This window comes from Phycicoccus sp. M110.8 (genome assembly GCF_032464895.1).
GTDB lineage: Bacteria > Actinomycetota > Actinomycetes > Actinomycetales > Dermatophilaceae > Pedococcus.
In genome coordinates this window covers 1913182-1928817 of the sequence record NZ_JAWDIC010000001.1, presented here as the reverse complement: position 1 = coordinate 1928817, position 15636 = coordinate 1913182, and the positions used below count along the sequence as shown (strand labels likewise).

The following is a 15636-nucleotide window of genomic DNA, read 5'->3' as shown; positions in this document are numbered from 1 at the left end:
CACGACGGATTCGCCGTCGGCCTCCCGCTGGATTGGTCGGCCTGGGCCGACCGGTCAGACCTTGCTGGTGTGGAAGTTCTTGAACGAGCGGCTGGCCGTGGGGCCGCGCTGGCCCTGGTAGTGCGAGCCGTACTTGGCCGAGCCGTAGGGGTTGTCGACCGGGCTGGAGAGGCGGAAGAAGCAGAGCTGGCCGATCTTCATGCCGGGCCACAGCTTGATCGGCAGGGTCGCGACGTTGCTCAGCTCGAGGGTGACGTGGCCGGTGAAGCCGGGGTCGACGAAGCCGGCGGTCGCGTGGGTGAGCAGCCCGAGGCGGCCCAGGCTCGACTTGCCCTCGACCCGGGCGGCGACGTCGTCGGGCAGCGTCACGGTCTCGTAGATGGAGCCGAGGACGAACTCGCCCGGGTGCAGGACGAACGGCTCGCCGTCGCTGACCTCGACGAGGCGGGTGAGGTCGGGCTGGTCCTCGGCCGGGTCGATGTAGGGGTACTTGTGGTTGTCGAACAGCCGGAAGTACTTGTCGAGGCGCACGTCGATGCTGCTCGGCTGGACCATCTCGGGGTCCCAGGGGTCGAGGACGACCCGCCCGGCGTCGATCTCGGCGATGATGTCGCGGTCGCTCAGCAGCACGGGGGAAGAGTAACGCGAGGGCTGTGGCGGGGGCGGTCGGTCCGGCCCGCGGCGTCGGTTAGACTCCTGCCGCACCGCCGGTTCCGGCGGTGCACGCCGATGTAGCTCAATGGTAGAGCGCCAGCTTCCCAAGCTGGACACGCGGGTTCGATTCCCGTCATCGGCTCAAAAGAAGGAATGCCCCGACACGCTTTTTCGTCGGGGCATTCCTTCTTTTGACTTGGAGGCACGGCGGGAATCGGGAGGAGCCCCCTCGGCGCGAAGCGCCCCCATCGCGACGGCTCCCGGCATCGGCGCCCGCGACGAGCGCACGCTGCCCACCACGGCGGAGCGCGCGGCGCCGGCGCGCGGCGTCCCCGCGCGACGGCTCCCGTCCCCGCGCAGACGCGACGAACCTGCGGGTTCAACGCTTGAGCGTGAACGCGAAGTCACTCGAGCGCCTTCCCGTCAGGCGCACCCCCGATACGAGGTTCCCCTCCGCAAGCAGCCTCTCGACCTCGGCTCGTGAGAGGCCGAAGCCTTCGGCTATCAGTCGCACGGGTCGGACAGGGATCCGCGCCGCGAAGTGGACCGAGATGTCGATCGCCTCGTGTCCCAGCGCAATGGGGTCGCCGGTGTCGAGGCGCCAGGCATCGTCCCAGTCGAGGGCGAGCCGATTGCGGCGTAGAACGACCGGGTCCTGGAGCAGCTCGGCCACCAGGCCGGGGTCGTTGCGGTGCAGCCGGTCCAGCAGGTCAGGGGGAAACACGCGCACGTTCATCCGCTCGACGACCGTGAGCTTGGTGGTGTCCCCGCACCTGGTGCACAGCGCGAGCAGCCATGCGTCGAGGAGCTTGTGGTGTGCGTTGACACGGAACGTGCCGCTCGCCCGGAAGCGCCCCGAGCTACAGGCGTGGCAACGGCGGAGGATGACAGGCAGGCAGGTGGGCACGACGGCCCAGGGTTGTGGCACAGAGATACACCGGTCCCAGTGAGAAGTTCACAGCGGAGAAGAGCGCGGCGCACAGGCGCAACGCGCGACGAAATCAGCGCTCGACGGTTCTCACGTGGTGTACAAGGACAGATCCTCAACGGCTCTCACCCGGGGACAGGGCCGAGAGCACGGTAACGACCCACGGACTTCGGGCTCCACCGGTTTTCGAAGAGGCGAAGGCGGCCGGGCGTCGTGGAGATCACCACGCCATCCATGGAGCTCCCGGGCACCCAGACCCGGCTCGCCACGCCCCACTACGCCTGGACGAACCCCAGCTCGTTGCCGTCGGGGTCACGGATCGTGAACTTGCGCGTTCCGTAGGGCGTGTTCATCAGGGGTTCGAGGACATCGACGTCCTCCCCCAGCCTCCGCCACCACCCGTCGACGTCGTCCACCTCGACGTTGAATCGAGCTCCCGTTGCCGGCGCGGGCTCGTACTGGCCGAGCGCGAACTGGGTCGGCCCGAGGTCGAAGTGGACATATGTCGGGGCCTGCGGCGGCCAGTGGCCACGAGCAGGCACTCCTAGGAGACGCTCGTACCAGTCGATGGATGCCGCGAGGTGCCGTACGTTCACGCGCACGTGCGTCAGCTTGGGGAGGTCCACGATCCGGACCTTACGCACACGACGGGGCTGGAGGGCGGACTCGACGAGCCCGGCGCCGGGAGGGCCAGGGGCTCCGGGGAGGGCCGGTACCTGCACGTGCGCGAACCGGCGACGACCGGGCGAAACCACCCACATCGCCTTGACGATTGCGTTACCCAACGGCATTCGCAGGCCATCACAAGTTAGCAGCGGGCGAAGGCTGCCGTCACGCCCCAGATGCTCGAAGACGTGCTCATGACTTCTGCCTACCGTCCAACGCGGGCATCGGAACGCATCCGGCAACGTCGCCGGCGCCGCCACACGGGCCCGGGACAGAAAGGGAGCACGATGTCACGACCCAACTGGCGAGCACCCCTGGTGGTACTCGGCTCGACCGTCCTGCTGGTCACCGGCGCCCAGGTCGTCGCGGCGCAGCCGTCGGCGGTCTCGGCCACCGCCCCGACCGTCATCAACGCCTGTTACCAGAAGAACCAGGGGATGCTGCGGCTGCTGGTCGGCAGCGAGCGGTGCCGTCCGTCCGAGGTCGCGATCAGCTGGAACCAGCAGGGCATCCAGGGCCCCGCCGGTCCCCAGGGACCGGCCGGACCCAAGGGTGACACCGGTGCGACCGGTGCCACGGGCGCCACCGGGCCGGCCGGACCAGTCGGACCCGTCGGACCTGCCGGACCCAAGGGCGACACCGGCGCGACCGGACCGCAGGGCCCGCAAGGTCCCTCCGGGATCAGCGGACTGGCCGGAAAGTCGTGCCCGGCCGGGCAGTACGTGACCGGCTTCTCGGCCGCGGGTGCGCTCGTCTGCAGCGGGACCACGCCCCCGCCGCCCATGTGCTCGGCGACGACGCTGACCAACACCATCACGAGCATCAAGGACAACGACTTCGACTCGCACTGGCCGGGTGGGGTCGTCACCCTGGGCACGGCGTCCTGCAACGTCACCCTGGCGCGGCCCTCGGGCAGCATCGTGCTGGTCGGGCTCCTCGGCGACGCCTGGCGCATCACCGGGAAGACGGGCTTCGCGAACGCGACGCTGACCGTCAACCTGCCCCAGTGCAACTCCCCGGCCGCCATCCCGAACGTCACCGCCAACCGGCCGTCCTGCTCCTCGGCGTACACCGGCATCCTCGGCGGCAGCCCGTCGACCGCGTCGGTCTCCATCGCGGCCGACTGACCGCTCCCCGCACGACACGCACCCCCACCCGAGGGGGCCGGCTTCCCCACCGGCCCCCTCGGCCTTGCCGTGTCCGGTGTGGGGCGGTGCCGCCCCCGGGCACCCCGCTGTCAGGACGTGACGGCGTGGACGGCGCCGCGTATGCCGGCTGCCTCCAGCTCCTCGCGCAGGATCCTGCGGAAGGTCGTCGCCATGGGCTCCTCGATCGAGCCCTTGCAGTCGACGTACAGCTCGACCCCGTCGGCGGTCACCTCCGGGTCCGAGACGTAGTTGGGCGTGTAGAGGTCGTTCGCCGCGGCCGACTCGATGCCCGCCTCGTCGTGGTACTCCGTGCCCCGCTCGTCCACCAGCATGAACCGGGCGCCGGCTGCTGTGAGGGCGCCGACGACCTTCTCGCGCCCGGAGTCGCTGACGACGCGCAGCACCTCGTTCGACGTGCCGACGTCGTCGCGGTAGGCGAAGACGTCGGCGTCGATGGTCAGCCCGTGACCGCGGTCGGCCTGGACCACCGTCGGGGCCGTGCCCTTCGGCTCGGCGAGCAGTCGCACCTCGCACCCCGAGAGCGCGAGGACGGCGACCGCGAGCACGGCCACCGTGCCCGCGGTCACCGGGCCTGCGCCCCCGGAGCGCACGCGGGAGGCAGCCCTCGCCGAGCGGTCGCGCATCAGGCCTCCGTGCCGCCGTCCGCGAGCGCCCCGGCAACGACCGCCCCGGTGGCCGCGCCGGCAGCCGCGGCGGCGCTCGAGCCGTTGCGCCCGGCGATGCCGTCCATGAGGCCGTTGAGGTCGACCCCGGTGGCGTCGCGCAGCATCGTCTGGAGCTGGGCGAAGTTGTTCGTCACCGTCTTGGGCAGGGCCCCGGCGCCGTCGGTCGAGACCACCGTCAGCTTGTCGATGGCCGCCATGGGCGAGGCTAGCTCGCGCGCCACCTGCGGCAGCACCTCGACGAGCATCTGCATCTTGGCCGCCTCGCCGTACTTGCCGAGCGCGTCGGCCTTGGCCTCCATGGTCTGCGCCTCGGCCTGGCCGCGGGCGAGCGTGGCAGCCGCCTCGGCCTCGCCCTCGAGCTTGGTCGCGGCGGCGATCGCCGCGCGGCGGTCGCGCTCCGCCTCACCGGTGAGCTTCGCGGTCTCGGCCTGGGCCTGCGCCTGGGCGACCTTGGAGTACTTGTCGGCGGCGGCGTTCTGCTCCGTGGTGAAGCGGGCGGCCTCGGCGTCCTGCTGCGCGGCATACCGCTTGGCGTCGGCGGGCTTGCGCACCTCGGTGTCGAGCTGGCGCTCGGTGAGCTCGGCCTGGCGCTCGGCGACGAGGCTCTGCGCGGTGAGCACCTCCTGCTGCTTGGCGGCGGCGGCGAGCGGCCCGGCGGCCGCAGCATTCGCCTGCGCCGCCTCGGTCTCGGCCTTGATCTGCGCCTCGCGCAGCGCGAAGTCACGGCGGGAGGCCAGCACCTCCTGCTGGGCGGCGAGCTGCCGCTGCTCGGCGTTGCGCATCGCGTCGGCCTCGGCGATCTTGGCGTCCTGCTCGACCCGGGCCGCCTCCGGGCGGCCGAGGTTGCGCAGGTAGTCGGTGTCGTCGTTGATGTCGAGCACCTGGAAGTTGTCGAGGGTCAGGCCCTGCCCGGTGAGGGCGTGCTCGGTCACCTCGGCCACCTGCGCGCCGAGGGCGGCACGGTCGCGGATGATCTCCTCGACGGTGAGGGTGCCGACGATGCTGCGCAGGGCGCCGGACAGGGTGCGCTCGGTGAATGCCGTGATGGCCGCCTGCTGGTTGCCGAACCGCTGCGCGGCCGCGCGGACGGCCTCGTCGGTGCCCCCGACCTTGACGATCGCGATGCCGTCGACGGTGAGCTTGATGTTGTTCTTGGACACCGCGTTCGGGACGCGCAGCTCGATCTCGCGGCTGGACAGGTCCATCACCGACATCTTCTGCACGACGGGCAGGACGAAGACGCCGGCACCGATGACGACCTTCTGCCCGGCGAGGTCCTCGCCGCTGCTCTTGCGGCCGGTGATGAGCAGGGCCTCGTTGGGCTTGGCGACCTTGTACCGCGAGACGACCGCGAGGACCGAGATGATGACGAGCGCGACCAGGGCGACGACGCCGAGGACGACGGGGTTGAGACCGAACACGTGGAGCTCCGTTCTGGGGTGGTGACCGGCTGGGTCAGAGGGCGCGGACGCGCACGGACGAGCTGGACAGGGAGTCGGTGACGAGGACGTCGGACCCGACGGCGATCGCGCCGGACTCGGACCGGGCGTTGTACTTCTGCCGGTGGCCGCCGACGCGGACCAGCACCTCGCCGTAGGCACCGTCGCCGATGGCGCTGACGACGACGCCGCGGGCGCCGACGAGGTCGTCGGCCCCGGGCGCACGGTCGGTCGGAGTGTTCTTCACGACCTTGGTCGTCAGGCCGCCGACGGCGCCGATCGCCGCGCCGGCGACGACGCCGACGACGACCGCGAGCGGCAGCGGCGCACCCATGCTCATGGCGATGCCGCCGACGATGCCGAACGCGGCCGCGAAGCCGGCGACCGCTGCGGTCGAGAGGAACCCGCCGGTGAAGTCGACCCCGTCGAGGATGCCGTCGAGCAGCTCGCCGAAGACGAAGGTGAGCATGAACAGGGCGACGCCCACGCCGCCGACGATCCAGAACGCGAGCACCGTGGTCCTCACCGGGTAGGGGCCCCAGCGTCGGGCTGGCGGCCGTGGAGTCGTTGTGACGTCAGGGATCCCGCCCGCGTTCCACAGCACGAACCCAGCCCGCGCACCGCGCGTCTCCCCCACGCCCGACGCCCTGCCTGCCCTTCACCTCAGGCGGCGTCGGTGCAGACCGTACGCGGTCGACGGCCCTGCGCGCAGGCATATGCGCACACTTCGGGCACCCGGCCGCCGAGGGACTGCCGGACCCGTGGACCTGTCAGCGCACCGACGGCCGGTTGCGCCGGGCGACGGCGTCGATGGTGACGGCGATGATGAGGACGGCCGCCGTCACCATGTACTTGCTGGCCGCGCTGAACCCGAGCAGCCCCATGCCGTTGTCGATGGCGGCGATGACGATCCCGCCGAGGACGCCGTGCATCGCCTTGCCCCGGCCGCCGAACAGGCTCGTGCCGCCGATGACGGCCGCCGCCACGGCATACAGGACGAGGGTGCCGCCGTCGATGGCGGTGGAGATGGACCGCAGGCGCGAGGCGTACACGACGCCGGCGATGCCGGCGGTCAGGGACGCGAGGACGAAGGCCACGGTCCGGATGCGGGCCAGCCCGATGCCCGCACGGCGGGCGGCCTCGGCGTTCCCGCCGATCGCGTAGACGTAGCGCCCGAACCGGGTGCGGCCCAGCAGGAAGGTCCACGAGGCGAGGACGGCGAAGACGAGCAGCACCACCCAGGGGACGCCGTAGACGGGGAGCAGGATGCCGCGGTCGGCGTTGCACAGCAGGACCAGGGCGACACCGCCGGCGAGCGCCAGGAGGATCTTGACGAGGGTCAGGGTGGCCGGCGGCGCGGTGAGCCCGGCGTCGCGCCGGTGGGCGTCACCGCGCCACGTGGTGAACGCGAAGACGGCGACGATGACGAGCATCACGACCCACCCGGCGAGCCGGGACAGGTTGCCGCTGGAGATGTCGTTGATCGTCGGGTCCTGGATGAGGATCGACCCGCCGCTGCCGAGGATCACCAGCATCACGCCCTGCCAGAACAGCAGGCCGCCCAGCGTCACGACGAACGACGGCAGCCCGAGGCGGGTGATCAGCGTGCCCTGGACGGCCCCGATCGCGGCGCACACGGCGAGGGCCGCGAGGATCGCCACCCACCACGGCCAGCCGACGGTCGGCTGCACCCGCTCCGCCATGATGACGGCGCTCAGGCCGGCGACGAAGCCGATGGACAGGTCGATCTCGCCCAGCAGCAGGGCGAACACCTGGCCCATGGCCAGGATGCTGAAGACGGCTGCCTGCACGAGCAGGTTCACGAGGCTGCCGGCCGTGAGGAAGTTGCCGTTGAGCGACTCGAACAGGACCGACACGAGCAGCAGGCCCGCGATGACGGGCAGGACGCCGGTGTCGCCGTCCTTGATGCGCGCCACCGAGGCGCGCAGGTATGCCGCCGTCGTCACCGGCGGTGGGGCCTGCGTGACCTCCTCGGGGGCGCGGGGTGCGTCGTCGACCTGGGCCATGGTCAGCCTCCTGCCGGTCGTGGGCCGGCCACCCGGGTGGACTCGCCCGTGGTCATCAGGTCCACCACGATCTGCCGGTCGAGCTCGGCGACCGGTCGCACGGCCGCCATCCGGCCGAGGTGGAGCACCGCGATCCGGTCGGCGACCTGGAAGACGTCGTTCATGTTGTGGGACACGATCAGGACCGCCACCCCGCGGTCGGCGAGCCGGCGCACGAGGTCGAGCACCATGGCGGTCTGCGCCACACCGAGGGCCGCGGTCGGCTCGTCCATGATGACGAGCTTGGAGTTCCACAGCACCGCCTTGGCGATGGCGACCGACTGCCGCTGGCCGCCCGAGAGGGAGGCGACCGGCTGGCGGATCGAGCGCACGCTGGTGACCGCCAGGCTCTTGAGGGTGTCGAGGGCCGAGTGCTCCATCGACTCCTCGTCGAGCGCCGCCCGCCGGGTGCGCTCCCTCCCGAGGAACATGTTCTCGACGATGTCGAGGTTGTCGCACAGCGCGAGGTCCTGGTAGACCGTCTCGATCCCCAGGTGGGCTGCGTCGCGGGGCGTGTCGATGGAGACCTGCTGCCCCTCCCACCAGATCTCGCCCGACGTCGGCGCGTGGATCCCCGCGATGCACTTGATGAGGACCGACTTGCCGGCACCGTTGTCGCCGGCGAGCGCCGTGACCTCGCCGGCGTGCAGGTCGAGGTCGACGTCGGTCAGGGCGCGCACCGGCCCGAAGCTCTTGCTGATGCCCCGCAGCCGGAGCAGGGGCTCCCCCGCCCCCGGGGCGGCAGGAGGTCCTGCCTCCCCCGGGGCGGGGGTGTCAGCGGTGCGCGGGTCCGCGGTCACGGGTCAGCCGATGCCCGCAGCGGTGCAGGCGCTGGCGACGCTGCCGGAGCAGAGCTTGTCCTTGGTCACCGCGCCGTCCTTGACGACCGTGGCGTTCATGTTCTCGCTCGTGACCCAGATGGGCGTCGTGTACACCGAGGCGACGTCCTTGCCGATCTTGGAGTCGGACGTCTTGGCGTTGACCAGCGTCGCCGGCGGCGTGACGCCTGCCCGCAGGAAGAGCGCCAGCGCGGCCGCAGCCTGCGCCTCGAGGTAGATCGGCTTGTAGACGGTGCCGCACTGGTAGCCCGTCAGGATGTTCTGCAGGCCGGGCAGGGAGGCGTCCTGGCCGGTGGTCGGGAACTTCTTCGGCGGGATCTTGTTCGACTTCAGGACCGCGATGACGGCGTTGGCGTTGTCGTCGTTGGGGGTCACGACGGCGTTGATGTTCTTGTGCGCCGTCCACTGCTGCTGGAACGTGGTGGCCGCCACCGACGGGGTCCACGTGCCGGCCGGCTCGCCGACCTTGACGTAGCTGCCGTCGCTGAACTTCGGGTCGAGCACCGAGTGGTAGCCCTGTGCGAAGAGCTTGGCGTTGTTGTCGGTCGGGTCGCCGTTCATGATGAGGATGTTGGGCTTGGCCAGCTTCCAGGACGTGATGCAGTCGACCTCGCCCTTGCCGATCAGCTCGCCCACCTTGACGTTGTCGAACGACACGTAGTGCCGGTCCGCCGGGCCACCGGTGACGAGGCGGTCGTAGTCGATGACCTTGGCACCGGCTGCCTCGGCCTTGGCCTCGATGGCGGCACCCGAGCCGGGGTCGAGCGGGTCGACCAGCAGGACCGTCGCCCCGCCGGTGATCATGGCGTCGGCCTGCGTCTGCATGGTCGCCGCGCTGCCCTGGGCGTTCTGGATGCTGAACTGGCTGGCGGTGAGGCCCGCGGCCTCGAACGCCTTGGTCAGGTAGGGCGCGTCGTACTGCACGTACCTCGTGGAGGTCGTCGTGTCGGGGAGCAGGACGCCGATCTTGCCCTTGCCCTGTGACGCGATCTGGGTGAGCTGCTTCATCACCGAGAAGTCGGAGGTGAACGCCGCTGCGTCGACCTGCGGCACGGTGGCCGAGGACGAGCCGGACGACGACGACGAGGTGCTCGTCGTCGTCGGGGAGTTGCCGCACGCCGCGAGTGCGAGACCTGCGACGAGCGCAACGCTCGCGGGGGCGAGCGACCTTCGGGCCAGAACCATGGCACAACCTTCTTTCGCATCGGTACCCGCCCCGGATCCCCACCCGTGGCTTGGGATTCCGCCACTCCTGACGCGTCCCGCCCCCCTACGGCGAAGGCGTGTTCCTTCGTGACATCCACGTCCACTGGACCACCGGCGCCGGGACCGGCCTAGGGACCTTCGTCCTCGGGTGCACGGGCCGCGCACGGCATACCTGGCGCCTCCCGGGCTGCGGGAAACGGAGGCGGTGCCAGCGAGGCCGTCGCCAACAATTTGCATTGAGTGCAACTAGGTTCCTACGCTCTCCCGGTGACCACCACCTCCGTCGACGGGCGCAGCGCCCTGCGCGCCGAGCGGCGGCAGGCGATCCTCACCGCGACGCGCGAGCTGGTGGCGTCCGCCTCGACGACGCACATCACCGTGGAGCAGGTCGCCGACCGGGCGGGCGTGTCGCGGCGCACCGTGTTCAACCACTTCGGCTCCTTCGATGCCCTGCTCGTCGCCGTCTGCGAGGACGTCCTGGCCGAGGTCACCGCGCAGGTCCTCGAGGACGTCGCGCGTCGCACCCGCAGGACCGCTGCCGCGGGGCGGGACCCGCACGCCTCGCTCGACGCCCTGTGCGCGGCCGTGCGTGCCGCCGACCTGCCCACGGCCATGGTGTCGATCGACCGCCTCATCGGCGGCCTCGGCGGTGACGAGTCGCGGGTCGAGGCGATCTCGCAGTCCGCGCTGGACCAGGTCGGCCGGCGCATCGCCGCCGAGGTCCTGCGCGCCGACCCCGGCCTCGACCCGCTCACCCTCGACCTCACCGTCGCGTTCCTCATGAACGGCGTCGGGGTCCTCGCGCACCGCTGGCTGGAGCAGTCGGGGGCCCGGCTGACTCCCGCCACGCGCGGTGCCTGGACCCGCTCCATGACGCGCCTGCTGCGGCAGATCCGCTCCGGCTACACCACCGCCTGACCCGAGAAGGAAGACCGAACCCCCATGGCTGAGCTCCTCTACCGCGTCGGCCGGTTCGCCGCGCGCCGCCACTGGACCGTCCTGGGCCTGTGGCTGCTGGCCCTGCTCGTCGGGCTCGGGACGTTCCTCGGCTTCTCGGGACCGGTCAGCTCGGCGATCACCATCCCGGGCACGCCGACCAGCGCCGTCGCCGCCCAGCTGGCCAAGGACTTCCCGGACGCCAGCGGCGGCGCGGGGAGCCTGGCCCTCACCACGACGGACGGCACCCCGTTCACGGCGGCGCAGAAGGCCGGCGTCACCCGGCTGCTCCAGCAGGTCGACACGGTCTCCGGCGTGCGCGGCACGACCGACCCCTTCGCCACGCAGGCCCAGCTCGACCGCGGCGCCGCGCAGCTCGCCGAGGGCCGCACCCAGCTGGACCAGGGGCGGGCGGCCCTCGCCCAGGGTGAGCAGAAGCTGGCCGAGCAGCAGCGGCAGCTCGACCAGCAGCGTGCCGCGGCCACCGCGGCGGGTGCCCCGGCGAGCGCCACCGCCCGGCTCGACGCCGCCCAGACCCAGCTCGACACCGCTCGCAAGGAGCTGGAGGCGCAGCGAGCCACCCTCCAGGCCAAGGGCGCCGCACTCGCCGACGGCGCCCAGGTCGCCGAGCTCGCCTCCGGGTTCCGCTTCGTCTCCGAGGACGGCAGCGCGGCCATCGCGCCGGTGTCCTTCGACCTGCCCACCAACGAGGTGCCGACCGGGACCAAGACGGCCATCGAGACGCTCGTGGCGCGAGCGGGGATCGACGGGGTCGCCGTCTACCCGTCGCAGGACATCTCCCAGACGGTGCCGTCGGTCCTCGGCCCGGGTGAGGTCGCCGGCGTCCTCGTGGCCGCCCTCGTCCTGGTCCTCATGCTCGGGACGCTCGTCGGGGCGGCCCTCCCCCTGGCGAGCGCCCTGCTCGGCGTCGGGGTGGCCACCCTGGCCGCGATGTCGTTCTCGGGGCTGGTGGACTTCCAGTCGGTGACACCGGTGCTCGGCGTCATGCTCGGCCTCGCGGTCGGCATCGACTACTCGCTCTTCATCCTCAACCGGCACCGGACCCAGCTGCGCCACGGGATGGGGCTGCACGAGTCGATCGGCCTGGCCAACGGGACCTCCGGCAACGCCGTGGTCTTCGCCGGTGCCACGGTCATGGTCGCGCTGCTCGCCCTCAACATCACCGGCATACCGTTCCTCGGCCTCATGGGCACGGTGGGCGCGGCCGCGGTGCTCGTGGCCATCGTCGTCGCCACCACCTTCACGCCCGCGGTGCTCTCGCTGGTGGGTATGCGGATCCTGCGCCGCCGCGAGCGGGCCCGGCTCCTCGCGGCGGCCGGGGGCGCGAAGGCCCGGGTCGGCGAGGGCGAGTCGTCCACGGCCGGTCACCACGCGGCACCCGCGCCGGTCCGCCCGATGCGAACGGGCCGGGCGGTCGTCACGCTCCTCGCCGGCGTGGCCGTCCTGGCCGTCGTCGCCCTCCCCGCGCTCCAGATGCGCCTCGGCCTGCCCGACGGGTCGAGCCAGCCCCGCGAGACCGCGGCGTACAAGGCCTACACGCTGCAGGCGGACCGGTTCGGCGACGGGTACAACGGCCCGCTGCTCGTCGTGGCCGACCTGCCCCGCCCGGTCGCCCAGGACGCCCTCACCGCCGAGCAGGCCGCCGTCGGGCGAGCCATCCGCGACACGGGTGACGTGGTCGCGGTCGTGCCCATCGGGGCCTCCCGGGCTCGTGACGCGCTCGCCTTCCAGGTCATCCCGAAGGGCGGCCCCAACAGCGAGTCGACCGCGACGCTCGTCCAGTCCCTGCGCGACCTCCACCCGCAGGCCACCGACGGCGGCCGGGTCACGCTCGGGGTGGCCGGCAACGCCAGCGCCAACATCGACGTCTCGCAGAAGCTGTCCGACGCCCTCCCGCTCTACCTGGTGCTCGTGGTGGGGCTGTCGCTGCTGATCCTCTTGCTGGTGTTCCGCTCCCTGCTCGTCCCGCTGACGGCGACCCTCGGGTTCGTGCTCTCGCTGCTGGCGTCGTTCGGCGGCCTCACCGCGATCTTCCAGCTCGGGTGGCTCTCGAGCGTCTTCGGCGTGCACGACCCCGGTCCGATCCTGAGCTTCCTGCCCATCATCGAGACGGGCATCCTGTTCGGCCTGGCCATGGACTACCAGCTCTTCCTCGTGTCCGGCATGCGCGAGGCGTGGACGCACGGCGCCCCGGCGAGGGTCGCGGTGCAGCGGGGCGTGCTCGCGGGCCGCGCCGTCGTCACGGCGGCGGCGATCATCATGACCTCGGTCTTCGCGGGCTTCATCTTCTCCCACGACGCGACGATCAAGCCGATCGGCTTCGGCCTCGCCTTCGGGGTCCTGCTCGACGCCTTCGTCGTCCGGCTGATGCTCGTCCCGGCGCTCATGCACCTGCTCGGAGGGGCGGCCTGGTGGCTGCCGCGGTGGCTCGACCGCGTCCTGCCCGACGTCGACGTCGAGGGCGCCCGGCTCGAGCGCGAGCACCCCCTGCCCGACGCCGAGCCGTCACCCGACGACGACCCGGATGCCGTGGCCGCGGCCGCCCCGGGTCGCGGCTGACCGGGCGCGGCTGACCGGCTCGCGGCTGACCCCGGGACGGAGGGCGACCCGGGCCCACGGGTCACCCGTCCGCCCGTGGTGGCCGGGGCTCAGAACCCCCAGGCGTGCGAGCGCAGCGACAGCTGGTCGCTCGTGGCCCGCAGCTGGTCCGTGTGGAGCTCGACGCGTGCCGGCTGCGCGCCGCCCGGCACCTCGAACAGCCCGAAGACGTAGGGGTACGACGGGGGACCCTCGGCCTGCAGCCGCCGCAGCACGGAGTCCCGCGGGACCCGGCTCGGAGCCACGACCGACCCGGCGGTCAGGCGCCGGCGGCCGGTGGCGAGGGTCGCGTTGATCTCCCGCACCTGGTGCAGCTCGGTCGTGTGTGTCGTCGGCGCCAGCGTGTGCTGCCTCATCACGTCCCCCTCGTCCCGTCCGGTGGTCGGTCGCCAGCGCCCAGCGTGCGCCGGCATCCCTCGTGACAGCAGGGCCGGAGGTCCTCGTCGCCCGGAGGGCGACGGCCCGAAGGCAACGGGTCAGGCCTCGTCGGCTCCCTGGACCGCGGACACGGTCAGCAGGGTGAGCGCGGCCGTCCACGCCAGGGGTGCGACGGACGCGGGGCGGCCGTCGTGGAGCACCTTCTCGGGCAGGGAGCCGGCCGCCGTGCGGTGGCGGTCCAGCCACTCCAGGAGGCGCGTGGCCCGCGCGACCTGCCCGTCCTGCGCGTGGACGAGCGCGAAGAGAGCCGTCTGCGGCGTCCAGCTCACGCCGTCGGAGCGCCAGTCCTCCCCAGGGGCGAGGCCGCCGGCCGGCCGCTGGAGCGCGGCCTCGGCGCGGTCGAGCGCAGCCCGCACCGGCGCGGACGGCGGGTACACGGCATACGGCGGGAAGAGGAAGGCCACCGAGGCGTCGAGGGCACGGCCACCCAGCTCGCGGCCGTAGCCGGTCACCCCGAAGCGCTCGGACACCACGCGCGAGACGGCGTCGGCCGCCATGCCCACCCGGTCCGCGCCGGCGTGGTCGCCCAGGACGTCGAGCAGCCGGAACGCGTGCGAGAGCCCGGCCCACACCGGTGCCGCGATCCCCAGGGTCAGCACGTCGGTCGGCAGCTCCCAGTAGTCCGGCGTCGCCGGCGGCAACCCGTCCGGCCCGAGGTTGTCCACGAGCACGGCCGCACTGCGCCGCACCAGGGGCTCGAGCCCGCGCAGCACGCGCTCGGCGTCGGCGCCGGGCTCGTCGAGCAGCGAGGACACCGCCCACAGCGCCCAGGCGGCGCCGTCGAACTGGCGCGGGCGACGGTCCGGCGAGCGCCGGGTGGTCGCGTCGTACCGCGCCTCGAACCAGCCGTCCGTTCCCTGCACCTCCTGGAGGAACCGCAGCTGGGCCAGCCCGGCGTCGAGGAAGCCACAGCGGGCCAGCGCCACGGCGACGTGCGCGCAGTCGCGCGGCCAGACGTACCGCCACGGCGAGGTCCAGCCGGCCACGGCCGCCGGGAGCCCGTGGGTGAGCACGCGGAGGTCGAGCAGTGCCGTGCGGGTGATCCCGGACCACCGCCCGCCGGCCCGCGTCCACGCGGCGGCCGACCCGAGGAACTCGGCCTCGGCGTGGACGAGCCGGGCCGGGTAGCGGTCGGTGCGCAGCACCCGTGTGCCCTCCACGAGGAGGTCGACCCGGCCGACCGGGACCGGGGTGCGGGCGCCGGCCTCGCCCAGGGCGACGGTCTCGGAGTAGAGCGGAAGGTCGCGCCGGCCGGTGCGCCCGCGCGCCTCGAGCACGCCGAAGGACGCGGCGGCCGCCGCACCGACGCCGCCCGCCAGCACCGCGCGCCGCGGCACGATCCCTGCAGGGCCCACCAGGGCAGGCTATGCCGGGTCGGCGCCGTTTCCGAGGGCCTTCCCCGCGCGCATCCCGTATGCCGGTCCGCCGGCCCCGGCTCAGGCCGTGTGGCGCAGCACCGGCAGCGGGACCTCCTCGGCGGGCAGGAGGAAGACCGCTGCGTCGCAGACCGAGCAGCACAGGCCGGGGTGGCCCTCGTCGTCCACGGGCAGGAGCAGCTGCTCGGCGCCGCAGTCCTCGCACCAGGCCTGGACCGCGTGCAGCAGGAGCACGTCGGCGAGCGGTTCCATGCCACGAGGGTGGCACGTCCCGCGGGGGTCCCTGCGGACCCACGCCGGGCGGTGCGGACCCGGTCAGCCCTCCCGCGGTGCCGGGCCCGGCGACTCCGTCGTGCGTGGGGTGAAGACCAGGTCGGGGACGACCGGCTCGTCCACCCCGGGCGGCGCCGGGACGTCCGGCGTCACGGGCGGGAAGGTGGTCCCATCGGGCTGCAGGTGCGACTCGTAGGTCTCCATGAGTCTCTCCGTTTCCTCGGCTCACCATCCACCCTGCCCCGACCGTTCCGGTGGCGCCACCCTGTGACCTGCGGCGATGCTGTGGATCCACTCAAGCGCACGGCGGAGTGCGCCCGGGTGCGGGCATTTCCGCGCGGCTGCGCCCGGTCGCCGGGACC

At 72.6% G+C, this 15636-nt stretch carries 16 protein-coding genes and 1 tRNA gene; 4 read left to right on the top strand and 13 right to left on the bottom strand.

What is annotated here, in order from left to right; translation table 11 throughout:
* Nucleotides 1-54: 54 nt before the first annotated feature.
* Nucleotides 55-630 (bottom strand): dCTP deaminase, encoded by a 576-nt coding sequence (dcd, locus tag RKE38_RS09215; protein ID WP_316007136.1) that lies wholly within the window; start codon nt 628-630, stop codon nt 55-57.
* 95 nt (nt 631-725) lie between these two features.
* Between dcd and RKE38_RS09210 the strand changes: the two genes are divergently transcribed.
* Nucleotides 726-796: transfer RNA gene (locus RKE38_RS09210), tRNA-Gly, on the top strand.
* 237 nt (nt 797-1033) lie between these two features.
* Here the strand turns inward: RKE38_RS09210 and RKE38_RS09205 are convergent.
* Both RKE38_RS09205 and RKE38_RS09200 read right to left on the bottom strand, forming a co-directional pair.
* Nucleotides 1034-1561, bottom strand: coding sequence for a DUF1062 domain-containing protein (locus tag RKE38_RS09205; RefSeq protein WP_316007135.1), 528 nt, complete (start codon nt 1559-1561; stop codon nt 1034-1036).
* A gap of 296 nt (nt 1562-1857) precedes the next feature.
* Nucleotides 1858-2208, bottom strand: coding sequence for a VOC family protein (locus RKE38_RS09200; protein WP_316007134.1), 351 nt, complete (start codon nt 2206-2208; stop codon nt 1858-1860).
* 327 nt (nt 2209-2535) lie between these two features.
* On the opposite strand from RKE38_RS09200, the gene RKE38_RS09195 reads away from it, so the two are divergent.
* A complete protein-coding gene (locus RKE38_RS09195) occupies nt 2536-3375 on the top strand; it encodes a hypothetical protein (protein WP_316007133.1) in 840 nt (279 codons plus the stop codon).
* A gap of 110 nt (nt 3376-3485) precedes the next feature.
* Here the strand turns inward: RKE38_RS09195 and RKE38_RS09190 are convergent, their stop codons facing one another.
* The 6 genes from RKE38_RS09190 to RKE38_RS09165 form a co-directional block, all read right to left on the bottom strand.
* Nucleotides 3486-4040 (bottom strand): hypothetical protein, encoded by a 555-nt coding sequence (locus tag RKE38_RS09190; protein WP_316007132.1) that lies wholly within the window; start codon nt 4038-4040, stop codon nt 3486-3488.
* The gene (locus tag RKE38_RS09185; RefSeq protein ID WP_316007131.1) at nt 4040-5503 is read right to left on the bottom strand and encodes a flotillin family protein; all 1464 of its coding nucleotides are present in this window, start codon (nt 5501-5503) and stop codon (nt 4040-4042) included. The genes RKE38_RS09190 and RKE38_RS09185 overlap by 1 nt, the downstream gene beginning before the upstream one ends.
* A 34-nt stretch (nt 5504-5537) precedes the next feature.
* Nucleotides 5538-6047 carry a hypothetical protein gene (locus RKE38_RS09180; RefSeq protein ID WP_316007130.1) on the bottom strand — a complete coding sequence of 170 codons (510 nt, stop codon included), beginning with the start codon at nt 6045-6047 and terminating at the stop codon, nt 5538-5540.
* 244 nt (nt 6048-6291) lie between these two features.
* On the bottom strand, nt 6292-7548 hold the full coding sequence (locus RKE38_RS09175) for an ABC transporter permease subunit (protein ID WP_316007129.1): 1257 nt from the start codon (nt 7546-7548) through the stop codon (nt 6292-6294).
* Between the two features lie 2 nt (nt 7549-7550).
* Complete coding sequence (locus RKE38_RS09170) at nt 7551-8387, bottom strand: ATP-binding cassette domain-containing protein (protein ID WP_316007128.1); 837 nt, start codon at nt 8385-8387, stop codon at nt 7551-7553.
* A 3-nt stretch (nt 8388-8390) separates the two neighbouring features.
* Nucleotides 8391-9611, bottom strand: coding sequence for a sugar ABC transporter substrate-binding protein (locus RKE38_RS09165; protein WP_316007127.1), 1221 nt, complete (start codon nt 9609-9611; stop codon nt 8391-8393).
* 288 nt (nt 9612-9899) lie between these two features.
* Between RKE38_RS09165 and RKE38_RS09160 the strand changes: the two genes are divergently transcribed.
* Nucleotides 9900-10550, top strand: a complete 651-nt coding sequence (locus tag RKE38_RS09160; RefSeq protein WP_316007126.1) for a TetR/AcrR family transcriptional regulator — start codon at nt 9900-9902, stop codon at nt 10548-10550.
* Between the two features lie 24 nt (nt 10551-10574).
* Complete coding sequence (locus tag RKE38_RS09155; RefSeq protein ID WP_316007125.1) at nt 10575-13148, top strand: MMPL family transporter; 2574 nt, start codon at nt 10575-10577, stop codon at nt 13146-13148.
* Nucleotides 13149-13237: 89 nt separating this feature from the next.
* On the opposite strand, the gene RKE38_RS09150 is transcribed toward RKE38_RS09155, so the two are convergent.
* The 4 genes from RKE38_RS09150 to RKE38_RS09135 form a co-directional block, all read right to left on the bottom strand.
* Nucleotides 13238-13543 carry a hypothetical protein gene (locus RKE38_RS09150; RefSeq protein WP_316007124.1) on the bottom strand — a complete coding sequence of 102 codons (306 nt, stop codon included), beginning with the start codon at nt 13541-13543 and terminating at the stop codon, nt 13238-13240.
* Between the two features lie 120 nt (nt 13544-13663).
* The gene (locus RKE38_RS09145) at nt 13664-14980 is read right to left on the bottom strand and encodes a glycoside hydrolase family 15 (protein WP_316007123.1); all 1317 of its coding nucleotides are present in this window, start codon (nt 14978-14980) and stop codon (nt 13664-13666) included.
* Between the two features lie 81 nt (nt 14981-15061).
* On the bottom strand, nt 15062-15253 hold the full coding sequence (locus RKE38_RS09140; protein ID WP_316007122.1) for a hypothetical protein: 192 nt from the start codon (nt 15251-15253) through the stop codon (nt 15062-15064).
* Nucleotides 15254-15316: 63 nt separating this feature from the next.
* A complete protein-coding gene (locus tag RKE38_RS09135; protein WP_316007121.1) occupies nt 15317-15478 on the bottom strand; it encodes a hypothetical protein in 162 nt (53 codons plus the stop codon).
* Between the last annotated feature and the right edge of the window lie 158 nt (nt 15479-15636).

What these genes read in the sequence shown, in the direction of transcription:
- RKE38_RS09195 (WP_316007133.1), top strand. Translation starts at nt 2,536, where the DNA reads ATGTCACGACCCAACTGGCGAGCACCCCTGGTGGTACTCGGCTCGACC.
- RKE38_RS09190 (WP_316007132.1), bottom strand. Translation starts at nt 4,040, where the DNA reads ATGCGCGACCGCTCGGCGAGGGCTGCCTCCCGCGTGCGCTCCGGGGGC.
- RKE38_RS09175 (WP_316007129.1), bottom strand. Translation starts at nt 7,548, where the DNA reads ATGGCCCAGGTCGACGACGCACCCCGCGCCCCCGAGGAGGTCACGCAG.
- RKE38_RS09165 (WP_316007127.1), bottom strand. Translation starts at nt 9,611, where the DNA reads ATGGTTCTGGCCCGAAGGTCGCTCGCCCCCGCGAGCGTTGCGCTCGTC.
- RKE38_RS09155 (WP_316007125.1), top strand. Translation starts at nt 10,575, where the DNA reads ATGGCTGAGCTCCTCTACCGCGTCGGCCGGTTCGCCGCGCGCCGCCAC.
- RKE38_RS09150 (WP_316007124.1), bottom strand. Translation starts at nt 13,543, where the DNA reads ATGAGGCAGCACACGCTGGCGCCGACGACACACACGACCGAGCTGCAC.
- RKE38_RS09140 (WP_316007122.1), bottom strand. Translation starts at nt 15,253, where the DNA reads ATGGAACCGCTCGCCGACGTGCTCCTGCTGCACGCGGTCCAGGCCTGG.
- RKE38_RS09135 (WP_316007121.1), bottom strand. Translation starts at nt 15,478, where the DNA reads ATGGAGACCTACGAGTCGCACCTGCAGCCCGATGGGACCACCTTCCCG.